The 16,811-nt window shown below is 30.2% G+C and carries 17 protein-coding genes; 10 read left to right on the top strand and 7 right to left on the bottom strand.

Annotated features, from left to right (window positions below):
- Window positions 1-20: 20 nt before the first annotated feature.
- Genes C8D80_RS01785 through C8D80_RS01750 form a run of 8 tightly spaced genes read left to right on the top strand, consistent with a single transcriptional unit; the run spans window position 21 to window position 7,056 of the window.
- Window positions 21-614 carry a TetR/AcrR family transcriptional regulator gene (locus C8D80_RS01785; RefSeq protein ID WP_133606754.1) on the top strand — a complete coding sequence of 198 codons (594 nt, stop codon included), beginning with the start codon at window positions 21-23 and terminating at the stop codon, window positions 612-614.
- Window positions 614-1,864 (top strand): TolC family protein, encoded by a 1,251-nt coding sequence (locus C8D80_RS01780; RefSeq protein ID WP_133606752.1) that lies wholly within the window; start codon window positions 614-616, stop codon window positions 1,862-1,864. The genes C8D80_RS01785 and C8D80_RS01780 overlap by 1 nt, the downstream gene beginning before the upstream one ends.
- A 1-nt stretch (window position 1,865) precedes the next feature.
- Window positions 1,866-2,741, top strand: a complete 876-nt coding sequence (locus C8D80_RS01775) for an HlyD family secretion protein (RefSeq protein ID WP_133606750.1) — start codon at window positions 1,866-1,868, stop codon at window positions 2,739-2,741.
- Window positions 2,742-2,772: 31 nt separating this feature from the next.
- Window positions 2,773-3,144: a cupin domain-containing protein gene (locus C8D80_RS01770; RefSeq protein ID WP_242004794.1), complete on the top strand. Its 372-nt coding sequence runs from the start codon at window positions 2,773-2,775 to the stop codon at window positions 3,142-3,144.
- Between the two features lie 6 nt (window positions 3,145-3,150).
- Window positions 3,151-4,047 carry an ABC transporter ATP-binding protein gene (locus C8D80_RS01765; protein WP_133606748.1) on the top strand — a complete coding sequence of 299 codons (897 nt, stop codon included), beginning with the start codon at window positions 3,151-3,153 and terminating at the stop codon, window positions 4,045-4,047.
- Between the two features lie 11 nt (window positions 4,048-4,058).
- Window positions 4,059-4,805, top strand: coding sequence for an ABC transporter ATP-binding protein (locus C8D80_RS01760; RefSeq protein ID WP_394364572.1), 747 nt, complete (start codon window positions 4,059-4,061; stop codon window positions 4,803-4,805).
- A gap of 11 nt (window positions 4,806-4,816) precedes the next feature.
- Entirely contained in the window at window positions 4,817-5,923 is a 1,107-nt protein-coding gene (locus C8D80_RS01755) for an ABC transporter permease (protein WP_133606746.1), read from the top strand.
- A gap of 11 nt (window positions 5,924-5,934) precedes the next feature.
- Complete coding sequence (locus C8D80_RS01750) at window positions 5,935-7,056, top strand: ABC transporter permease (RefSeq protein WP_133606744.1); 1,122 nt, start codon at window positions 5,935-5,937, stop codon at window positions 7,054-7,056.
- Window positions 7,057-7,286: 230 nt separating this feature from the next.
- On the opposite strand, the gene aroC is transcribed toward C8D80_RS01750, so the two are convergent.
- Window positions 7,287-8,348, bottom strand: coding sequence for a chorismate synthase (gene aroC / locus C8D80_RS01745; RefSeq protein WP_133606742.1), 1,062 nt, complete (start codon window positions 8,346-8,348; stop codon window positions 7,287-7,289).
- 159 nt (window positions 8,349-8,507) lie between these two features.
- Here aroC and C8D80_RS01740 point away from each other — a divergent pair, with 159 nt between their 5' ends.
- Together C8D80_RS01740 and C8D80_RS01735 are read left to right on the top strand one after the other, a co-directional pair.
- Window positions 8,508-9,314, top strand: coding sequence for a hypothetical protein (locus tag C8D80_RS01740; protein WP_133606740.1), 807 nt, complete (start codon window positions 8,508-8,510; stop codon window positions 9,312-9,314).
- Window positions 9,315-9,364: 50 nt separating this feature from the next.
- Window positions 9,365-9,865, top strand: coding sequence for an outer membrane protein (locus tag C8D80_RS01735; RefSeq protein ID WP_133606738.1), 501 nt, complete (start codon window positions 9,365-9,367; stop codon window positions 9,863-9,865).
- A gap of 37 nt (window positions 9,866-9,902) precedes the next feature.
- On the opposite strand, the gene C8D80_RS01730 is transcribed toward C8D80_RS01735, so the two are convergent.
- The 6 genes from C8D80_RS01730 to C8D80_RS01705 form a co-directional block, all read right to left on the bottom strand.
- Window positions 9,903-10,328 (bottom strand): protease complex subunit PrcB family protein, encoded by a 426-nt coding sequence (locus C8D80_RS01730; protein WP_133606736.1) that lies wholly within the window; start codon window positions 10,326-10,328, stop codon window positions 9,903-9,905.
- Window positions 10,328-11,461: an N-acetyl-alpha-D-glucosaminyl L-malate synthase BshA gene (bshA, locus tag C8D80_RS01725; RefSeq protein WP_133606734.1), complete on the bottom strand. Its 1,134-nt coding sequence runs from the start codon at window positions 11,459-11,461 to the stop codon at window positions 10,328-10,330. The genes C8D80_RS01730 and bshA overlap by 1 nt, the downstream gene beginning before the upstream one ends.
- 64 nt (window positions 11,462-11,525) lie before the next feature.
- Window positions 11,526-11,981: a DUF1801 domain-containing protein gene (locus C8D80_RS01720; RefSeq protein WP_133606731.1), complete on the bottom strand. Its 456-nt coding sequence runs from the start codon at window positions 11,979-11,981 to the stop codon at window positions 11,526-11,528.
- A 41-nt stretch (window positions 11,982-12,022) separates the two neighbouring features.
- The gene (locus C8D80_RS01715) at window positions 12,023-14,941 is read right to left on the bottom strand and encodes a glycoside hydrolase family 3 N-terminal domain-containing protein (RefSeq protein ID WP_133606729.1); all 2,919 of its coding nucleotides are present in this window, start codon (window positions 14,939-14,941) and stop codon (window positions 12,023-12,025) included.
- A gap of 142 nt (window positions 14,942-15,083) precedes the next feature.
- Window positions 15,084-16,307 (bottom strand): phosphoserine phosphatase SerB, encoded by a 1,224-nt coding sequence (gene serB, locus C8D80_RS01710; protein ID WP_133606727.1) that lies wholly within the window; start codon window positions 16,305-16,307, stop codon window positions 15,084-15,086.
- A gap of 21 nt (window positions 16,308-16,328) precedes the next feature.
- Window positions 16,329-16,811 carry an ABC transporter ATPase gene (locus C8D80_RS01705; protein WP_133606725.1) on the bottom strand — a complete coding sequence of 161 codons (483 nt, stop codon included), beginning with the start codon at window positions 16,809-16,811 and terminating at the stop codon, window positions 16,329-16,331.

Raw genomic sequence — 16,811 nt, 5'->3', positions numbered from 1 at the left:
TTAAACCAAATAGTTAACTTATGACAACAGAAGAAAAAATATTTGAGGCTGCATTTAGAGTATTCCAATTAAAAGGGTTTAAAGGAGCAAGAATGCAAGAAATTGCAGATGAAGCAGGTATAAATAAGGCCATGCTTCACTATTGTTTCAAAAACAAAGAGTTATTATTTGAAGCTGTATTTATGAATGCATTTGGAAAATTAGCTCCACAAATAAATGAAATATTTAAATCTCAAGATTCCATCTTTGAAAAGATAAAAAAATTCACTGATAGTTATATTTCATTTGTAATGAATTATCCATTCTTACCACAATTCATAATTCAGGAAATGAATAATAACCCTGAGTTTGTTACAAAATTTCTTAAAAAAGAGAATCGACCAGATCCAACAAAATTAATTCATCAAATTGAAAATGAAATCAAGTTAGGTATTCTAAAACCAATTAATCCAAAACAATTATTGATAGATATTTTTTCAATGACAGTTTTTCCTTTTGCAGCTCAAGCTTTGCTTAAAGGTATGATTCAGGTATCTAATGAAGAATTTATGCAACTAATGGAAGAACGTAAAAAATATATTTACGAACAAATTATCACCTCAATTAAAAAGTAATGAAAAATCTAATCTTAATCTTTTTTGTAACCTTGTATGGTTATACAAATGCACAAGAGAAAATTTCTCTTGATAAATGTTATGAATTAGTACGAATTAATTATCCGTTATCTAAACAAAATGAAGCTTTAAATTCTCAGCTCAAATTACAAAATGAAATAATAGGATTAGATAAATTACCAAAAGTATCATTAAACGCTCAAGCAACCTATCAGTCAGAAGTAACACAAATTCCATTTTCAATACCTAATGCAACTGTAGAGCCATTAAACAAAGACCAATACAGAGCAACTCTTGATGTCAATCAGCTGATTTATAATGGTGGATTGTTAAATGCTCAGTCAAAACTAAAAGAAATTCAATTTAAAACACAACAACAACAAATTGAAGTGTCTCTATATCAATTAAAAAATATTGTTAACCAATACTTTTTTGGCATCTTATTATTGCAAGAAAAAAATGAATTATTGCAATCAAAAATGAGTTTATTAATAGAGAAGAACAAAGAAGTGAAAACGGCTGTTAAATTCGGTGCAATATTGCCAGCTTCTGAGCAAGTTTTAGAAGCTGAAATCATTAAAATTCAACAACAAATAAACGATTTACAATTTGATAAAAGAAAACTACTGTATCATCTAGAAAAATTAACCGCAACAAATTTTGATGAGAATACAATTTTAGAAAATTCAATATCATTAGAAACTACAGAAGCATTACGTCCTGAATTTGATTTTTTTAATTTACAAAACCAGCAATTAGAAGCTTCACAAATCATCGTTTCTAAATCAAATCTCCCTAAATTAAATGCTTTTATACAAGGCGGTTACGGAAACCCCGCATTGAACATGCTAAATAATTCATTTGAAGCTTTTTATGTGACAGGAATTCGATTGAATTGGACATTATTTGATTGGAATAAAACAAAAAAAGAAAAAGAAGTTCTTGAAATATCAAAACAATTAATAGCATCTGAAAAAGAAACTTTTCAATTAAACTTAAATAGACAATTACAAGAAACAGATTTTGAAATTCAAAAAATAAATCAACAACTAAAATCGGATGAAGAAATAATTGATTTACGCCAAAAAATAGTAAAATCGTCTGAAGCTCAAATGAAAAATGGTGTTATTACAACTTCGGAATATTTAAATGAAATTGATAAACTTTTTGAATCAAAAAACAATCAAAAATCACACCAAATACAGCTACAATTAACTCAAGCAAATTATCAAATTATTAAAGGAAATTAAAATGAAAAATATAGCCTTACTTGTATTAGCAATGTTTATAATAAGTTGCAATAAAAATAATGAAAAAGCAGATGCTTATGGAAATTTTGAAACTACAGAAATAACTGTTTCGTCTGAGAGTAATGGAAAAATTGAGTTTCTAAACCTCGAAGAGGGTGACGTTGTGGAAAAAGGTAAAACTGTTGGTTTAATTGATACTTTGCAATTATATTATACTAAAATGCAACTTATAGCATCTCAAAAAACAGTTAGTTCAAAATCAGGAAATGTGTTGTCTCAAAAACAAGTTTTACAAGAACAATTAAAAACAGCAAAAATAGAACAAACCCGAATTAAAAATATGTTTTCAGAAAATGCTGCTACAAAAAGGCAAGTTGATGAAATTAATGGAAAAGTAAAAGTCATTGAAGAACAAATTAAAGGTGTGGGAACTCAAAATGCACCTATTAAAAATGAAGCCAATTCATTTTCGGTGCAAATTGAAAAAATTAACGATCAAATAAAAAAATGCAATTTAGTAAACCCTATTAAAGGAACTGTTTTAACTAAGTATGCTGAACCTAATGAAGTTACAACATTTGGAAAACCACTTTACAAGATTGCCAATCTTGAAGAAATGAATCTACGTGTTTATATTTCAGAAACTCAATTATCAAGTATTAAAATTGGACAACAAGTTAAAGTAAAAATAGATGATTTTGAACAAACCAAAGAGTATATTGGAAACATTATATGGATAAGTTCACAAGCAGAATTTACGCCGAAAATTATACAAACCAAAGAAGAAAGAGCTAATCTGGTTTATGCAGTTAAGATAAGAGTAAAAAATGATGGAAGCTTAAAAATTGGAATGCCTGCAGAAATCTGGATAAAATAAATAGTATTAATTAATCAAAAAAAATAAAAGAATGAAACAAATTGCCATAATCGCAGTATTATCAATAGTTATTGGATGTAAAACATCTGAATCAAATTTAAAAACAACAAATACTATGAATTTAAAAAGCCTACATACTGAACAAAAAGCAGTACAAACTCAAATTTTATTTCAACCAACAGAGGCTAAAGTAATTTCATTACAAATAGCAAAAAATGAACAATTAGCAGAGCATATAACAAAAGTACCAGCACTCTTAGTTTGTGTATCTGGAAATGCAACTTATAATGATGAAAAAGGAGAAAAAATAAATCTAAAATCTGGTAGTTATGTAAATATTCCTATCAACATAAAACATTGGATTGACGCTCATGAAGAAAGTAACTTTCTTTTGATAAAATAAAGCGAAATGAGTATTTCAGTACAAAACATATCAAAATCATTTAAAAATGTTTCTGCCATACAAAACATTTCATTTGAAGTGAAAAGCGGAGAATTGTTTGGCTTAATTGGTCCCGACGGTGCTGGAAAAACAACGCTTTTTAGAACCTTAACTACATTATTGATTCCAAACGAAGGTAATGCTATTGTTGCAGGGCACGATATAATAAAAAACGTAAAAGAAATTCGAAATTCAGTAGGTTATATGCCCGGAAAATTCTCGTTATACCAAGATTTAACGATTGCTGAAAATTTAGCTTTTTTTGCGACAATTTTCGGAACAACTATTGAAGAAAATTACGATTTGATTGAAGATATTTACGTGCAAATAGAACCTTTTAAAAATCGAAGAGCTGGTGCATTATCAGGTGGGATGAAACAAAAATTAGCGCTTTGTTGTGCCTTAATTCACAAACCAGAAGTATTATTTTTAGACGAACCTACAACTGGTGTAGATCCCGTTTCAAGAAAAGAATTTTGGGAAATGCTAAAACGCTTAAAACAAAAAGGAATTACAATTTTAGTATCTACTCCATATATGGACGAAGCGGTTTTGTGTGACCGAATCGCCTTAATTCAAAAAGGTGAAATTCTAAAAATTGATACCCCCGAAAATATAGTTAGCTCATACGAAAAAACGATTTATGACATAAAAACCAATAAAATGCATCAATTGATTGAACATTTAAAAAAATTCCCAACTCAATATAGTGTTTTTGCATTTGGCGAGTATGTGCATTACATCGACAATAATATCGAATTAGATCTTCAAAAATTAAAAATTTATCTCGAAGAAAAACAGCATACAAATATTATTATTCAAAAAGCAACTACAACAATTGAAGATGTTTTTATGGATTTATAAAAAATGAAAAAATGGTAAACCATATTAGTAATGAAAAAGTCATAGAAGTAGAAAATCTTACCAAAAAATTTGGTGATTTTACTGCTGTAAAAGGAATTTCTTTTCATGTGAATAAGGGCGAAATTTTTGGCTTTCTTGGAGCAAATGGCGCAGGAAAAACTACAGCAATGAAAATGCTAATAGGTATTTCAAATCCTTCAAGCGGTAATGCAAACGTGGCGGGTTTTGATGTGCATACCCAAAGCGACGAAGTTAAAAAAAGTATTGGCTACATGAGCCAAAAATTTTCAATGTACGATGACTTAACTGTTAAGGAAAATATTACCTTTTTTGGAGGAATTTATGGTCTTTCAAGAAAACAAATTAAGAAAAAAACAGCTGAACTTATTGAAGAATTGCAATTAGGAGATATTACAAAATCAAGAGTAGGATCATTACCATTGGGATGGAAACAAAAACTAGCTTTTTCAGTTTCTTTGTTACATGAACCAAAAATTGTTTTTTTAGATGAACCTACAGGTGGTGTAGACCCTATAACCAGAAGACAATTTTGGGAACTTATCTATACGGAAGCAGATAAAGGAACCACTATTTTTGTAACCACACATTACATGGATGAAGCCGAATATTGTGATCGTGTTTCTATTATGGTAGACGGTGTTATTGAAGCCTTGGATACACCTAAAAACTTAAAAAAGCAATTTGATGTGGACTCTATGAATGAAGTATTCTTAAAATTAGCTCGAAATATTGAATAAAAATATATACTATGAAACGATTTAAAGGTTTTGTAAAAAAAGAATTCTACCATATTTTTAGAGACAAACGATCATTGTTTATCCTATTTGGTATGCCAATTGCTCAAATTTTACTGTTTGGCTTTGCTATAACAAACGAAATCAACAATGTAGATATTGCCATTTTAGATTATGCAAAAGATGCTGAATCTGAGAAAATTATCCAAAAAATAAAAGCATCAAAATATTTTAATATAGAGAATCAAATAGATAATGAAAAAGCTATTGAATCCGAATTCAAAAATGGAAAAATAAAAGCTGTATTACTATTTGAAAGAGACTTTGCAAAAAAATTAGAAAATCAAAAAAAAGCAACTGTTCAAGTTATTACCGATGCAACAGAACCTAATGTTGCTAATACTATTACAAACTATACACAATCAATAATTCAAAATTATCAAAATCAAAAAAACACAACTCAAGAACAAAGTGTTTCAATTGTTATGCAAACTCGAATGTTATACAATGCTGAACTAAAAAGCGTTTTTAACTTTGTACCTGGTGTAATGACAGTGATTTTAATGTTAGTTTCTGCCATGATGACCTCTATCTCTATTACAAGAGAAAAAGAATTAGGAACTATGGAAGTATTATTGGTTTCACCTCTAAAACCTTTTCAGGTGATTATTGGAAAAGTTTTTCCTTACGTTTTTTTATCAATTATAAATGCCGTTGTTATTGTTTCAATGGGCTATTTTATTTTTGGAATGCCAATGAGAGGAAGTCTTTTTTTATTAGCTTTTGAAAGTATTCTATTTATCATTACGGCACTTTCATTAGGTATTTTGATTTCAACAGTTTCAAATTCGCAACAAACCGCAATGATGCTTTCTTTAATGGGGTTAATGCTTCCTGTTATAATACTTTCAGGGTTTATTTTTCCTATTTCGTCCATGCCATTACCCATGCAAATTATGAGTAATATAATTCCCGCAAAATGGTTTATTATTATTGTAAAATCAATTATGCTTAAAGGAGTAGGAATAAGCTATATTATCAAAGAAACATTGATTTTGACATTAATGACATTGATTTTTATTGGGCTAAGTATCAAAAATTACAAAACCCGATTAGAATAAAAATTTAAAAAATGAGAACTATTTTATTCATAATACAGAAAGAGTTTAAGCAAATTTTTAGAGATAAAAGCATGCTGAGATTGATATTTATATTACCAATATTACAACTATTAATCCTTTCTAATGCAGCAACTTTTGATGTCAAAAACATTAGAATTTCATTTATAGATTCAGATAATTCTATTTCTTCACGTGTTTTAAAAGATAAATTTAATGCTAACAGTTATTTTAGTGTGACTAAAGAACTTACAAACCCAAAAGAAGGTTTAGATTTTTTACAAAAAGGAAGTACAGACATTGTGATAGAAATTCCCAATCAATTTGAAAAAATGCTTCAAAACGAAAAAAAAGCAGAATTACAAATCCAAATTAATGCCATAGATGCTGCTACAGCAGGAGTTCAAAATGTTTATGTCTCTCAAATAGTACAACAAGTAAATCAAGATATTGCTGTTAAAATTTATAATACAACTGAAAATCAAATTATTCTTAGTAGGATTGAAACTATACCCTCATTTTGGTATAATAACACTTTAAATTACAAGACCTTTATGGTACCTGGAATATTAGTTTTATTGGTAACAATGCTAACGCTTTTTCTTTCAGCTATGAATATTGTTAGAGAAAAAGAATTAGGAACTTTAGAACAAATTAATGTTACACCTATTAAAAAATATCAATTCATAATTGGAAAATTATTCCCTTTTTGGGTGCTTGGACTTATTATATTGAGTGTTGGATTAGTTATTTCAAAAGTAGTTTTTAATGTTCCAATGTTAGGAAGTATTCTTTTAGTTTATGGATTTACTTCTATTTATTTACTCTTAATTTTAGGATTTGGACTTTATATTTCTAACCACACTGAAACACAACAACAAGCGATGTTTATTGCGTGGTTTTTTATGGTAATTTTTATATTAATGAGTGGTTTATTTACACCTATTGAAAGTATGCCAAAATGGGCTCAAAACATCACCTTATTAAATCCTATTCGTTACTTCGTTGAGTTTATAAGAATGGTTTTATTAAAAGGTGCTGGCCTTAAAGAAGTACTACCTAATTTAGTAGTAATTTTAATTTTTGCAATATTAATTAATGGCTTAGCTGTGTGGAGCTATAAGAAAACGAATTAAGACCAAGGTCATTTCTTCTTGTTTTCAATTGATTTTGTCATTGGAATTTTAGAAATATCAAATATAATTGTCTCAGATCTTCCTTAAAAAAGTTCGAAACACCTCTACTCTGCTCCACAGAAAACCCTGTAAAGTATTGATTTTACAGGGTTTTTTATTTTTATTGTGCATTTTATTCTAAAATAAATCTACATTTTAACCGAATCTTAAATAAAGATATTCATTGTTTTTTATGAATACATTTTATTTAATAAAAAATAATCTGCAATTACTAAAGCTGCCATAGCCTCTACGATAGGGACCGCTCTTGGAACCACACATGGATCATGTCGGCCTTTTCCCTGCTGCTCTATAATATCACCCTGATTCGTTAAAACTTCTTGTTTTTGAATCAATGTTGCAACAGGTTTAAATGCTACTCGAAAATAAATATCCATCCCATTTGAGATTCCGCCTTGAATTCCTCCTGAAAGATTACTTTTTGTAGTTCCATCAGTATTATATGAATCGTTGTGCTCACTTCCTTTCATTTTGGCTCCACAAAATCCGCTACCAAATTCAAATCCTTTTACTGCATTTATTGAAAGCATTGCTTTTCCTAATTCGGCATGTAATTTATCAAAAACAGGTTCTCCTAAACCTATTGGCACATTTTGAATTACACAAGTAATTGTTCCTCCGACAGTATCACCTTGTTTTTTAATTTCTTTTATATGATTTTCCATTTTTTCAGCTGTGGCCAAATCTGGACAACGAACTGAGTTACTTTCAATTTTTGAAAAATCTAAATCTTGATAAGGTTTATCAATGAAAATTTCGCCTACAGATGAAACAAAAGCGTTTATTTTAATTTCAGCAATAATTTGCTTTGCAATGGCACCACCTACTACTCTACTTGCGGTTTCGCGAGCCGAACTTCTTCCTCCACCACGATAATCACGAATGCCGTATTTTTGTTCGTATACATAATCGGCATGACTTGGTCGGTACGAGTCTTTTATATGCGAATAATCATCTGACTTTTGATTGGTATTTGGAATAATAAAACCAATTGGAGTTCCTGTAGTTTTACCTTCAAAAATTCCAGATAGAAACTGTACTTCGTCTTCTTCTTTTCGTTGTGTAACAATAGAAGATTGACCAGGTTTTCTTCTTTGCATTTCGGCTTGAATAAAATCAAAATCTAAATGAATTCCAGCTGGACACCCATCAATAATTCCTCCTAAAGCTTCTCCATGAGATTCTCCAAAAGTGGTTAATTTTAATAATTTTCCAAAAGTATTTCCTGCCATAACTAAAGACTACGTTAATTAAATTGATAAATATTAACAAATGTAATGATAATTTAAAAAATAGTTTAGATAAAATACTATGAGTAAAAATTGTATTGAAAATTCTCAATTAATTAAGTAAAAATACTATATTAGCTTACTAATTTAACTTAACTCAATATGAAAAAAACAATATTATTAACATTTTTATGTGTCTCTTCATTATTTATTTCTTGTTCTAATGACGATGAAAACGGAAATGGAGCTGATAATTTTACAATTCCTTTAACTGATGGAAATTATTGGACTTACGATGTTGATAGTGAAGGAACTTTTACTCGTGATTCTTTGTATATTTCTGGAGATGTTGTTTTTAATACAAAAACCTATAAAAAATTTCAAACTAGAGATGATGTTGCTACAGGATTTTATTCATCATCTTTACGAAATAATGGTGTGCGAAAAAGTGACTCAAAATTATTATTATCAGGAGATTTGTCTTTAGCATCTGGTCAAAATTTACCAATTAATTTTGATTTATCCTTAGATGATTTTGTTATTTTTAATAGTAATGCATCTAATAATCAAGCTTTAAACAGTAATCCTGTAACAGGAACTATTCAAGAAACATTCAATGGATTTCCGTTAACAATTAACTATTCATTACAAAGTTATGGAGGAGAAAGCTTTACTACGTTTACTTCACCTAATGGTGAGGCTTACAATAATGTAAAAGCAACAAAAATTAAGCTTAATGTATCTGTCACAACTGAACAAACTGTTGGTGGTTTTACAATTCCAATTACTGTTTTAGCTCCACAAGACTTAATAATTTCTACCTTATATACTGCAGAAGGAATTGGAGTTGTTTATACTAATACAGATACTTCTTATTCTATAAATTCAACTGTAGCTGAACAATTTGGTATACCTGCAACAGGAACACAAAACCAAAAAGAGTACCTTGATATTTATATGATTGACTAAATTGGCATGAAATTTGTAAAAATTTAGCTATATTTGTAAAAACATTTAATATGAAGAAATTATTTTTATCTGCTTTTATGCTAATTGGGTTAGCATTTAACGCACAAGCTCAGGACATTTCTAAAAACGCATTGGGATTACGTATTGGAGACAATGATGGTTTCGGAGGAGAAATTTCTTATCAAAGAGGAATTGGTTCTAACAATCGTTTAGAATTTGATTTAGGATGGAGAAACAGCAAAGATGTTGATGCTTTAAAATTAGTTGGTTTATATCAATGGGTTTGGAACATTGAAGGCGGTTTCAACTGGTATGCTGGTGTTGGTGCTGGTTTAGGAAGCTGGAGTTATGACAAAAATGGAATTAGCGACAGCGGAGCATTTGCTTTAGTTGCTGGAGATTTAGGAATTGAGTATAATTTTAATGAAGCACCAATTCAATTATCATTAGACATTAGACCTGAATTCTATTTAAACAATAGTGGTGATAACCAATTTAGAGAAGATAGTTTTGGTCCAGATATCGCATTAGGAATTAGATACCGATTTTAATTATAGAAAAAAAGTCCCAATTAAATTGGGACTTTTTTTATTCAATTATTATTTTATCTCCTTTGGGAATTAAAGCTATACAATAAGGTGATGTAATAACTGTTGTTGCCACTTCCCCTTTTTTAGGACCTATTTCTATTTTCTTAACAATTATAGAATTATTTTCATTTAACACAGATTCAATATCAATACCAAAGCCTCCTGAATTTTTTTGACCCTGATACAAAACCAAAACATTCTTCTTTTTAAAATCTACTGCTAAAAATTTAGCATATTCAGATTCATCCAATTTAAGCGATTCAATAAATTGAATATAGGTTTCATTATCTTGAATTAATAGATGACCAGGTTTTTCAGCACCACCCATTTCACTTTTGTAAATAACAGAGAATGAATTATCCGTAACTTCTTTTGGAGCGCTACAAGACATTATTAAGACTAATAAAGGTAAAATTTTAATCATTATTTCGAATTATTTAAGGCTTTAAAATAAACTTGTTCGTATAAAGGCATAATGTTTTGAATATCAAAAAGTTTAGCCGTTGCTAATGCATTTACTTTAAACTGAGCCAACTTATTTTCATCTTTTAAAAGTGAAATAGCATCACTACTCATTTTAGCAACATCTCCTACATCACTTAAATATCCAGAAAAACCATCTTTATTTACCTCTGGCAGACCACCAGAATTACTTGAAATAACAGGAACACCACAAGCCATAGCTTCCAAAGCGGCTAATCCAAAACTTTCTGTTTCGGATGGCAATAAGAATAAATCGGAGAAACATAAAATCTTATCAATTTCGTTACTGTTTCCAAAGAAAATGACTTTGTTTTGAATACCTAATTGTTCACATAATTGCTCTGCTCCTTCTTTTTCAGGACCTTCACCTACCATCATTAATTTTGAAGGTACTTCTTTTTGGATTTCAAAAAAGATTCTAACGATATCATCTATTCGTTTGACTTTTCTGAAATTGGAAATATGAGTAATGATTTTTTCATTATCTGGTGCCATTAGAGAACGATGACAAGGTATATTCTCTTTTAATTTGTCTTTATTTAATTCAATAAAATTTGGAATAACATCAATTTCATTTTTAATATCGAACAAGCGATACGTATCGTCTTTTAAACTTTGAGAAACACTTGTAACCACGTCTGATTTATTAATACTAAAACTAACTGCTGGCTTATAAAATGGATGATTTCCAACCAAAGTAATATCGGTTCCGTGTAAAGTAGTCACCATTGGAATATGAATACCTTCATCGGCTAACATCTGTTTTGCCATATAACCTGCATACGCATGAGGAATGGCATAATGTACGTGTAAAACATCAATTTTGTACAATTTCACCATATCAACCAACTTGCTAGAAAGTGCTAATTCATAAGGTTGATAGTGAAACAAAGGATATTCTGGAACGTGAACTTCGTGATAATGTACATTTGGATTCAACAAGGCTAATCGCACGGGTTGACTGTAAGTAATGAAGTGAATTTCGTGACCTCTTTTGGCTAATTCCAAACCAAGTTCAGTCGCAACAACACCGCTTCCACCAAATGTAGGATAACAAACTATAGCAATTTTCATTTAGGTAAATTTTGAAATAAAATTACCACTTCTAGAATTGGCAATTATAAAACATTTGTTAAAATTATTTTTTAAACTCAGATTCGTAAGTAGTAATCCAATCGGCAACCGTGATTTTTTTCACCAACTCGCCTATTAACTCAAACGGAATGTTTTCTGGTTTTTTGATGCGTAAACAACTTTTACCAATATCTAATTTTTGTTTCGAATATTTTGGATATTCAGTAACAAACCAATCATATAATTCTGGCTTAGCATAAATACCCATATGATAAAAATTGATGCTGTTTTTTTGACTCGCAAATCCCATAAAAGGTAAAGCTTGCTTGGGATCACAATGATATCCTTTTGGATAAATTGAATGTGGCACAACATAACCTGCCATACCATAACCCATAGCTTCTTGAAAACCTTCGGGAAGATTTTCTAATATTACATTTCTTAATTTTTGCAACGCTTCTCTTCTATCTTCTGGAGCTTCGTTGATGTATTGATCTACTGTAGTTGCTGCTGATGTCATAATTAGTTGGTTGAAGATTGTATTGAATAAATTTACAAAAATTACTCAATTATCGCTTCGTAAATCACTTTTTGAATATTTTCTCTAATATTTTCTTTTGATAATTTATTAGTTGCATTAGAATCTGGAAACGTTCTGTTAGATAAGAAAACATAAACAATTTCTTTTTCAGGATCAGCCCAAGTCATGGTTCCTGTAAATCCGGTATGACCGAAACTTGTTAGTGAAACACAACCGCATGTTGGACCTTCGTTTCCTAATTGTGGTTTATCGAAACCAACTCCTCTTCTATTCCCATCTTTACAGAAATAACACGTATTGAAAATATTAAAAGTGCTTTCAGAAATATATGTTCTTCCGCCATAACTTCCTTTCTGAAGAAACATTTGCATCACTTTTGCAACATCTAGAGCATTGGCAAACAAACCCGCATGACCTGAAATTCCGCCTTGCATAGCAGCAGCCATATCGTGTACATATCCTTGAACTATCTGATGTCTGAAATAGTTGTCATTTTCCGTTGGAATAATTCTATTTGCATTCATTTTTCGCAATGGATTGTACATAATAGAATTAGCTCCTAATGGCTCGAAAAAATTAGCATGTGCCAAATCTTCAAGTGATTTTTTATTGTGTAATTCTAAATATTCTTTAAAAAGAATGAAAGTAAAATCGCTGTATTTATATTGTTTTTTAGGCAACAATTCACTGTCTAAAATGGTTTTTACAATCGTATCATTATAATTTTTTCTCAAATACAATTTATCAGCTACATGAACTGGAAATTCATCTGAAAACTCACTTCTATAAAAATGTGTACTCGGTCTATTTAAACTATCTAAAGTAGCTTTATAAAACGGAATCCATGGTTGAAAACGAGCTTGATGCGTTAACATATCCAAAACTGTTGCATTTGCTTTGTTTGAATTTTTAGCTTCTGGCAACATGGTTTTTAACTTGGTTTCCAACGTTAAATGACCTTGATCAAATTCTTGCATTACATTTGGCAAAGTAGCAACAATTTTGGTTAAAGAAGCAATATCATACACATCTGTATTATTAACTTTTTGAGTAGATTCATACGTATGATTTCCGAATGATTTTTGATAAATTACTTTTCCTTTTCGAGCCACAACTACTTGAAGTCCAGGTGTCATTTTCTTAGAAATCGCATAGTTGGCAATCGAATCAATTTTAGTCAAAACTTTTGAATTCATTCCAACATTTTCTGGAATTGAAAATCCTAAACGTTTAATTTCTAAGGTTTCGATTCCTTCATTTACCTTAAATTCATCATCAATAGAAACAGGTAATTTTCCTTTTGCTCCCATTGATCCAAAGATAATTTGAGGCGCAATAGTTTGAGCAATATCATTGTTTTGATAGGCAACTACTATGGTTTCAATATCTTCGAAATTTTTTAAATTGGTTAATGAATATGGTTTGGTAAAACACGTTAATATCACATCATTTTGTTTCGCAATCTGGTTAATCCACAACATTTCTTTGAAGTTCAAATTGTGATTTCTCCATGCTCCATCTTGTTTATGATAACCAATGATTACTTTTGTATAATCTTGTAATTGTACTAAAACCGAATCTAAATTCTTGTTAGTAATTTCACTTACTGAAGCGTAATTTCTCAAATTAGCCAAAAACGTATCTGATTTATCGTTTCCTAATTTGATGTAGGCAATTTTCTCTTTTTCAATATCGCGAACCGGAATTAACTTATCATGATTTTTAATTACAGTTACTGCATTTTCATATAATTTGTAATTTAAAGCATCATATTCAACTGCATTCAAATCTTTGTATAAATTATCCAAAACAATGGGTTGATAGTTGTTTAAATTAGCTTTGTATTTATAAGTCAAAATCTTTTTAACCGAATACATCAAACGTTCTTCGGTAATAATTCCTTTGTCAAAAGCTTCTTTGAACTTTTTTATTGCAACTGGAACATTTTCAGCAAATAACAATACATCATTCCCAGCTAAAAAAGCCTCTAAGTCAATATCTCCAGGTTTTTTAAAATTACTTGCACCTTTCATATTCAAGGCATCGGTAAAAATTAAACCTTCAAATTGCAGTTCATTTTTTAGGATATCAGTAACAACTGGATACGAAATTGAGGTTGGATAATTGGCTCTTGGTTCTAAACTAGGCACATTCAAATGCGCTACCATTACACTCGACAAACCATTATTAATCAGTTCTTTATAAGGATACAACTCAATATCATCTAATCTTTTTCTATCGAAATTAACTACCGGCAAGGTATGATGCGAATCGGTTGAAGTGTCTCCATGACCTGGAAAATGTTTCGCTGTTGCGTAAACGCCTTCATCTTGAAGACCTTTCATTAATGCAATAGCTCTTGTGGTCACATTTTCTTTAGTTTCACCAAACGAACGATTTCCAATGATTGGATTTTTTGGATTGGTATTAATGTCAACGACTGGCGCAAAATTGAAATGAATTCCCATTCGTTTTGATTGTTTTGCCATTTGATTTCCAGCTTTTTCAATCAATTTCATATCTTGAACAGCACCAAGCGTCATATTCCAAGGATAACGATACGTAGAATCTAATCGCATACTTAATCCCCATTCTGCATCAATTCCAATGAATAATGGCACTTTTGATTTTGCTTGAAAACGATTGGTTAACTTAGCCTGACGCACAGGTCCACCTTGAAAAAAAATTAATCCTCCAATTTTATATTCTTCTACTAATTTATCGATTGATTTATTGTGCGCTTCGTCTTTATTAGAATAAGCCGCAACCATAAACAACTGCCCTACTTTTTCTTCAAATGAAAATTGATTGTAAATACTGTCGACCCAAACTTGTTGTGAAACTACTTTTTTAGCAGTTAAAACAGGTTTAGTTGTATTTTGGGAAAATGATATATGTATAAAAACTACCGAAAACAGTAGTGTGAGCACTCTTTGCATAAATTATAGTTTGATTTTTTAACTTAGAACTAAATCCATGCCAAAATACTACATCTTTACTTTAAAATAAAGCGTTTTAGGTTTATTTTATGAAGAAAGTTGTTAACTAGAGTTTCTAATCTTTTTTTGGAAGACCTGAAAATTAATCTATCAAATCGATATGACGGTCGTGATAGCCTAATAAATACAAAACACCATCTAATCCAATGCTCGAAATTGAACTTTGCGCATTATCTTTTACTTTAGGTTTTGCATGAAAAGCAATTCCTAAACCAGCAAGATTAAGCATTGGTAAATCGTTAGCACCATCACCAACAGCAATAGTTTGGTTAATATCAATTCCTTCTCTAAGTGCAATTTCTTTTAGGTATTCAGCTTTCTTATTACCATCAACAATTTCACCAAGATAACCTCCGGTAAGAACTCCGTCTTTGATTTCTAATTCATTGGCATAAACATAATCGATTCCCAATTCTTTTTGCAGATATTTTCCAAAATAAGTAAATCCACCAGAAAGAATTGCGGTTTTAAAACCATACGATTTCAAAGTATCGATTAATCTTCTAGCTCCTTTGGTTATCGGTAAATTAACAGCAACTTCTTCAAGAACTTCTTCTCTTAAACCTTTTAAAAGTAGCATTCTTTGTTTGAAACTTTCTTGAAAGTCGATTTCACCTTGCATGGCAGATTCGGTAATGGCTCTAACTTGTTTGCCAACACCAGCAAGTTCGGCAAGTTCATCAATTACTTCGGTTTGAATTAAAGTAGAATCCATATCAAAGCAAACTAAACGACGATTTCTTCTAAAGATATTATCTTCTTGAAAGGCGATATCTAGATTTAATTCGGAAGAAATTGCCATGAATTTTTCAGTAAATTCAGACTTATCTTTTATTTGTCCGCGAATAGATAATTGAATTGAAGATCTTGGATAATCATCTTCTTTAACTAAAGAAACTCTACCTGTTAAACGCTTGATTGCATCGATATTCAAGTTTTTTTCAGAAATAACTTTTGTCACTTCTGAAATTTGTTCGGCAGTTAATTTTTCACCTAAAAGCGTTACGATATAACGGTCTTTACCTTGGAGTTTTACCCATTTTTCGTAATCTTCTAGCGAAATGGGTTTGAATTTAGCCTTAATACCCAATTCATAAGATTTGAATAAGATATCTTTTAGTACAGCAGCTGATTTTTTTCCCGATTTGATTTGAAACAAAATACCTAATGAAAGTGTGTCGTGAATATTAGCCTGACCAATATCTAAAACATTTGCATCATATTCTGCTAAAACAGCAGTTAAAGAAGAAGTTAATCCGGGCTTGTCATGCCCGGAAATACTTAATAAGAATATATCGCTATCCATGAAATATTTTGAGAAATGAATCTAAAAAAATCTGTTATGCCAACTTTCGCTAGCTGGAACTTCCCAAAAATCTTGCCATTCACCTAATGTGTTTACCAAATTATTGAAAACAATAGTATTTCCAGAAACAGCTTTTTCTTTTGCTAATTTTTTGAAATCGATAAGTGGTTTAAAAGCAACGTGTTCACCCATTTTAAAGGTTACATTCATTTTATCCAATAAATCAACTTCATATTTTTGCTCCAAATTTTGAATAAATGCAACAGAAGCATCAATTGAACATCCAGTTGCGGCTTGTACTTCCTGATTTACTGCAATAATTATAAAGCGATTGTATTTTGTTATAAAAGAAGCTTCTAATTGTTGACCGTGAGCAGACCAATCTTCTAAAAAAGAAGTCAAATCTTTTTCAATTTCTTGAATTTCTTCGTCAGAAAATTTTCTATTGGATTGATAAATCCAAATTTTTGATTCTTCTGGTAAGCTATCAAATGGTACAAACAT

The sequence above is a fragment of the Flavobacterium cheniae genome (genome assembly GCF_004363695.1).
Taxonomy (GTDB): domain Bacteria; phylum Bacteroidota; class Bacteroidia; order Flavobacteriales; family Flavobacteriaceae; genus Flavobacterium; species Flavobacterium cheniae.
This window is presented reverse-complemented; position numbering and strand designations above follow the sequence as displayed.

What these genes read in the sequence shown, in the direction of transcription:
- C8D80_RS01720 (WP_133606731.1), bottom strand. Translation starts at nt 11,981, where the DNA reads ATGACATCAGCAGCAACTACAGTAGATCAATACATCAACGAAGCTCCA.
- C8D80_RS01775 (WP_133606750.1), top strand. Translation starts at nt 1,866, where the DNA reads ATGAAAAATATAGCCTTACTTGTATTAGCAATGTTTATAATAAGTTGC.
- C8D80_RS01715 (WP_133606729.1), bottom strand. Translation starts at nt 14,941, where the DNA reads ATGCAAAGAGTGCTCACACTACTGTTTTCGGTAGTTTTTATACATATA.
- C8D80_RS01785 (WP_133606754.1), top strand. Translation starts at nt 21, where the DNA reads ATGACAACAGAAGAAAAAATATTTGAGGCTGCATTTAGAGTATTCCAA.
- bshA (WP_133606734.1), bottom strand. Translation starts at nt 11,461, where the DNA reads ATGAAAATTGCTATAGTTTGTTATCCTACATTTGGTGGAAGCGGTGTT.
- C8D80_RS01735 (WP_133606738.1), top strand. Translation starts at nt 9,365, where the DNA reads ATGAAGAAATTATTTTTATCTGCTTTTATGCTAATTGGGTTAGCATTT.
- C8D80_RS01705 (WP_133606725.1), bottom strand. Translation starts at nt 16,811, where the DNA reads ATGTTTGTACCATTTGATAGCTTACCAGAAGAATCAAAAATTTGGATT.
- C8D80_RS01760 (WP_394364572.1), top strand. Translation starts at nt 4,059, where the DNA reads ATGGTAAACCATATTAGTAATGAAAAAGTCATAGAAGTAGAAAATCTT.
- C8D80_RS01780 (WP_133606752.1), top strand. Translation starts at nt 614, where the DNA reads ATGAAAAATCTAATCTTAATCTTTTTTGTAACCTTGTATGGTTATACA.
- C8D80_RS01750 (WP_133606744.1), top strand. Translation starts at nt 5,935, where the DNA reads ATGAGAACTATTTTATTCATAATACAGAAAGAGTTTAAGCAAATTTTT.
- serB (WP_133606727.1), bottom strand. Translation starts at nt 16,307, where the DNA reads ATGGATAGCGATATATTCTTATTAAGTATTTCCGGGCATGACAAGCCC.
- C8D80_RS01740 (WP_133606740.1), top strand. Translation starts at nt 8,508, where the DNA reads ATGAAAAAAACAATATTATTAACATTTTTATGTGTCTCTTCATTATTT.
- C8D80_RS01765 (WP_133606748.1), top strand. Translation starts at nt 3,151, where the DNA reads ATGAGTATTTCAGTACAAAACATATCAAAATCATTTAAAAATGTTTCT.
- C8D80_RS01770 (WP_242004794.1), top strand. Translation starts at nt 2,773, where the DNA reads ATGAAACAAATTGCCATAATCGCAGTATTATCAATAGTTATTGGATGT.
- C8D80_RS01755 (WP_133606746.1), top strand. Translation starts at nt 4,817, where the DNA reads ATGAAACGATTTAAAGGTTTTGTAAAAAAAGAATTCTACCATATTTTT.
- aroC (WP_133606742.1), bottom strand. Translation starts at nt 8,348, where the DNA reads ATGGCAGGAAATACTTTTGGAAAATTATTAAAATTAACCACTTTTGGA.
- C8D80_RS01730 (WP_133606736.1), bottom strand. Translation starts at nt 10,328, where the DNA reads ATGATTAAAATTTTACCTTTATTAGTCTTAATAATGTCTTGTAGCGCT.